This window comes from Calothrix sp. FACHB-168, from assembly GCF_963889195.1.
Lineage (GTDB): Bacteria > Cyanobacteriota > Cyanobacteriia > Cyanobacteriales > Nostocaceae > Aulosira > Aulosira anomala_A.
Genome location: NZ_CAWPNJ010000004.1, coordinates 1 through 4,662 on the forward strand (window position 1 = coordinate 1; position 4,662 = coordinate 4,662).

2 protein-coding genes and 1 pseudogene are annotated in these 4,662 nt (G+C 39.5%); all 3 read right to left on the reverse strand.

The window, feature by feature from the left end:
* Positions 1 to 84 precede the first annotated feature (84 nt).
* Positions 85 to 1,467, reverse strand: a complete 1,383-nt coding sequence (locus tag AACW45_RS03855; protein ID WP_190638279.1) for a restriction endonuclease subunit S — start codon at positions 1,465 to 1,467, stop codon at positions 85 to 87.
* Positions 1,468 to 1,483: 16 nt separating this feature from the next.
* Positions 1,484 to 3,025 (reverse strand): annotated as a pseudogene (gene hsdR, locus AACW45_RS03860) (EcoAI/FtnUII family type I restriction enzme subunit R); the annotation flags it as partial.
* Positions 3,026 to 3,514: 489 nt separating this feature from the next.
* A partial coding sequence (locus AACW45_RS03865; protein ID WP_206758876.1) for a pentapeptide repeat-containing protein occupies positions 3,515 to 4,662 on the reverse strand: 1,148 nt, incomplete at its 5' end.

Genomic DNA, 4,662 nt, shown 5'->3' on the forward strand with positions numbered 1-4,662 from the left:
ATGCCGAAGGCTTATCGCTATTATTGAGGGTATAGAAAATAGAGCTATGCAAGGTCAGTACCAAGTTAAACGTTTTATGTTTAATTAGGTTGACCTACTTAATACCTGCTTTGCTGCGACTTCCATCAGTTTCTCGCTGCTATCTCGTTCTTGTTTTAGTTTTGCTTCTAGGGTATCGCAGAGTGACATCAGGCGATCGCACTTCTCTACAATGCGTTTTTGTTCTGCAAGTGGTGGAAGGGGTATTGGCAAACTATTCACAGTTAGTTGGTTAATTTTTGGCATATTGCTAGACGTTCCCGTTGCTCTAGCTCTCAGGAAATTTCTAGAATTTTCATTATTAATTGCTAAATGAATATAATCAATTTCTAAAAAATTTGAGCAACGTATCTTCATCATTAGATCAGGATAAATATATTCATGAGAATAGCCTTTGTATATTGCTGCAATCCCAACATATTCAATCGTATTTGCTCTTTGAATTAAAATATCGCCATTTTCTAGCCATAAATGAGAGTCTTCCGATATTTCTTCATCAATATATTTGAAATATTCATTTTTAAATTTTCCTGATGTTGTTGCACTTAAAGTTAAGCTTTTAACCTTTGTGGGGTAGTCAACAGGTTTTGGAGAATAACCATTTCTTGGGCTGGAAATTAGAAGTTCACCCAGAGGAATCCAAATCCATTGTTTTGGTAGTTGATATGGAATCTCATCAAATACAACTTGTGAAAAACTTAGGAGTTTAGTTTGTTTTCTTTCTCTAGCTAACTCTTCTCTTTCACGGCGTATTCTTTTCAATAAACTTAAGGCTGGTTCATCATTTGGATTTTGACGCACAAGTTTACCCTGCACTGCCAATTGCAAAATCGCCTGACGCAGTTTAGGAATAGTTTCAGGGATGCTGTAGAGTAAGTCAAAATTATTGCAAATGCGCTGCCAGTGTTGGCGGAAATCATCGGGATTTTGGGAAGAGAGGAGTTGAGCGATCGCACTCTCATTCATCCTCAAAATGCTCTGTTGCCTTTGCTGCTGGCGTTTTTCGATTTCGTCGCAGGTTGAAAGCAGGCGATCGCACTTCTCTACAATCCGTTTTTGTTCTGCAAGGGGTGGTAGTGGAAATGGATTTTGAGCTACGTAGCTGTTAGGAACTCGCTTTTGGCCTGCGGTTCCTGTCATAATAGGGATTGCGTTTTTGATAAATGATACAGACTTAAAGTAAATCAATACATACTCTGGATATGTCAGATTATCAATAGGTCTAAATATATGTAATTCAGTTGTTCCTGCTCCAAATTTATTTTTTAAACCTCGCATAACGCAAGACTTTCCATTTTGAAAGCATGGGGTAATCTTCGCAAGAGCAACATCATCTTCAGCAAAATGTGTAAATCCTTTTTTAACATCTCCCCATTTTTTAGTCTCCCACTGAACTGCAACACCGTATTTTTGTGGTATTAAGTTCATAGGAATAAATGCCATTAGTCATAGACAGAATGCGCTGATCTAAAACAATCAACTTGCAAGTCTTAGCATCAACACCAGTCGTCAGTAACTCAGAAGTAGTCACAATTGTGGGATATTTACTTTCAGGGTCGATAAAATTATCTAATTCTGCCTTACCTTGAGCATCATCCCCAGTAATGCGCATAATGTAGCGGTTATTCTCTGCTACCAAATCAGTATTTTCATTCACCAATGCTACCCGCATCCGTTCCGCGTGTTCCGTCGTCTCACAAAAAACGATAGTTTTGGCAAAGCGATCGCTTGATTTGAGATAATCAGAAATAATCCGCGCGACTAATTCTGTACGCTTCTCTAAAACCAGAGTTCTATCAAAATCTTGTTGATTAAATACTCGTTCGGGAATTTCTTTACCATATTTATCTCTTTGTCCTGGTTTGGGTTTCCATCCACTCAAATCTGTATCAAAATCAATGCGAATCACTTTATAGGGAGCTAAAAAGCCATCTTCAATCCCTTGTTTGAGTGAATAAGTAAAAATTGAATCGCCAAAATAAAGACTATTAGAAACTTCTTCTGTTTCCCTGGGAGTAGCAGTCAAGCCAATCTGTGTAGCACTGCTAAAATATTCCAAAATCTCTCGCCAAGCCGAATCCTCATCCGCGCTTCCCCGATGGCACTCATCTATAATAATTAAGTCAAAAAAATCTGGTGAAAATTGGCGATAAATATTTTTCGCCTCTTCATTTCCTGTTACCGCCTGATACAGCGAGAGATAAATTTCATAAGATTTATCTACCTGTCGCTGCTTAATTTTGGTCATTCTTGCGCCAAAGGGTTTAAAGTCATTAACTCTAGTTTGGTCAACCAAAATATTCCGATCTGCCAAAAATAGAATACGCTTTTTCGCCCCCGACTTCCACAACCGCCAAATAATCTGAAAAGCTGTAAAAGTCTTACCTGTCCCCGTCGCCATCACTAACAAAATGCGATTTTGTCCTTTAGCGATCGCCTCAATTGTCCGATTAATGGCAATCTGTTGATAATAGCGTGGCTGTTTTTTATCAGGACTGGGGTAATAATCTTGAGCCACAATCGGCTGAATTTCCGAGTTAATTCCCTTCCAATCACAGTATTTTTGCCAAAGTTCCTGCGGTGTCGGAAACTGGTGAAGGGGAATTTCCCGTTCTCGCTGTCCTTCGCTAATCGTGCGATCGCACATCATAAAAGCGTCGCCATTCGAGCTAAAGATGAATGGTACATCAATTAATTCACCAGTTGCGATCGCCTGTTGCATTCCCGCGCTAACGCCGTGATTATTATCTTTAGCTTCAATTACAGCCAGTGGCACACCGGGTTTATAATACAGCACATAATCAGCGCGTTTCTGCTCACCGCGACTCGCAAGTTTACCCCTAACAATCACCCTACCCTTTGTCAGCGTCACCTCTTCCCGAATCTGAGTATTGATATCCCATCCCCGACTAGTTAGAGCAGGTGTAATATATTTCGTACAGATATCACGTTCACTCAAAGATTTCTTGTCAATTGCTTCTGACATAAAAGGGTAGGCTTTCGGTTACGAGGATGCTAAGTATAATTCTACGCCTCGACTCGCCTATTTTTCAGGATTTAGCTATGTAATCACCACATAGCCTCTATATTCAAAGTCAAATTAGCTACTAAAAATTGTCACGACGACAGCTAATTTGGCTCAAATATAAAAATTTGTCACTTTACATCTATATATAAAGTGACTGTGACTTTAACCATAAGCTTGCCGCAACTGGAACCATAACTTTGCCGTCAACAAAGCTATAACCCTCATTCTTACCTCAGCTAATTTTGGATGAAATTGACAGTTTGGAACCATAACTTTGCCGCTAGTCCAAATTGGAAGGATAAGCTTGCCGTGAGTCCAATTAAGCATAGAAGTAGGAAAGCCAGCCTCCAGAGGAGAAGCTTCGCTAACGCACTTCCACATTGATTTATACTGCCACTCAATTCGATGCCAGGGACTTTCTCCATAACAACCACATAGCCAAATACATTATTGGCTCATAAGTTCAATCAATTCGCTCACTACAGTCTCTGGATCATTTTCACAAAGGTCGGCATCAAATCTATGAATTCTTACCCCACTGTGTTCAAATAGTCTTTCTCTTTCATGTTCCTTTGCCCGTTTTTGAGGCAAGTGCCAATAACCATCGATCTCCAAAATTGCCCACTTGAATCCTTTTGCTGTGGGGCAACAAACTAAGAAATCAGGCTCAAAGCTTTTATGATATCGTCCCAAACGCATCAAGCTGTTTGGTAAGTACATTAATCCTCGATTCTCAAGTACCTGTGCTACTTTTATTTCAGTACGAGAACGGAAACGCATTGTTTTCCATTTATATATTTTCTGGTTAGGGAACAGTAAACAAGAGTGATTTATGCCTAAATTTTCATATATCGTTCCCTGAAAGTTTGTGCTAGTAAGATTAGCACCGTCAATCAGACATTGATTTAAATTAGCATTTTGCAGATTAGCATTACTCAAGTCTGTTGCTTGAATATCAGCGTAGGCTAAATTTGCTTCAATTAAAGAAGCTCCTCTTAATTGAGAGCTAGTTAACTTTGCTTTGAATAAATTAGCTCTATCCAATTGAGCTAGAGTTAAATCAGCCGCAACTAATTTAGTGTCGGTAAGTATAGATTCAGTAAGATTTGCATAACTAAAATCAGTTTTAGAAAGAAAAGCGTGATTGAAGTCAGCAAGAGTCAGGTTGGCATACCTCAATACGGCTTCCTCAAGAAAAGCACTTTCACCAATCACACCCTTCAAATTCGCAGCAGTAAATCTTGCACCCCGCAAGTAAGCTACTGCCAAGTTAGCTTGTTCTAAATCGGCATCATTTAGCAAAGCCTTAAACATAAAAGCGCATTTAAAGTCGGCTTGTTGCAAGTTTGCGCCTACTAAGTTAGTACCCATTAGATGGGCTTCCCTGAGTTTGGCTCCAACCAGTCGTGAGCCTTGCATATTCGCACCTGAAAGATTGGCTCTTCTTAAGTCAGCACCAGAAAAATCTACTTCGACTAAATTAGCTCCACGCAAGTCAGCTGCTACTAAGGAAGCACCAACAAAATTTTTCTCTCCAGCAGCTAGCCGTTGCAGATTCAATGCAACTTCTTGTTCCTGTTCCATGCAAACTAATT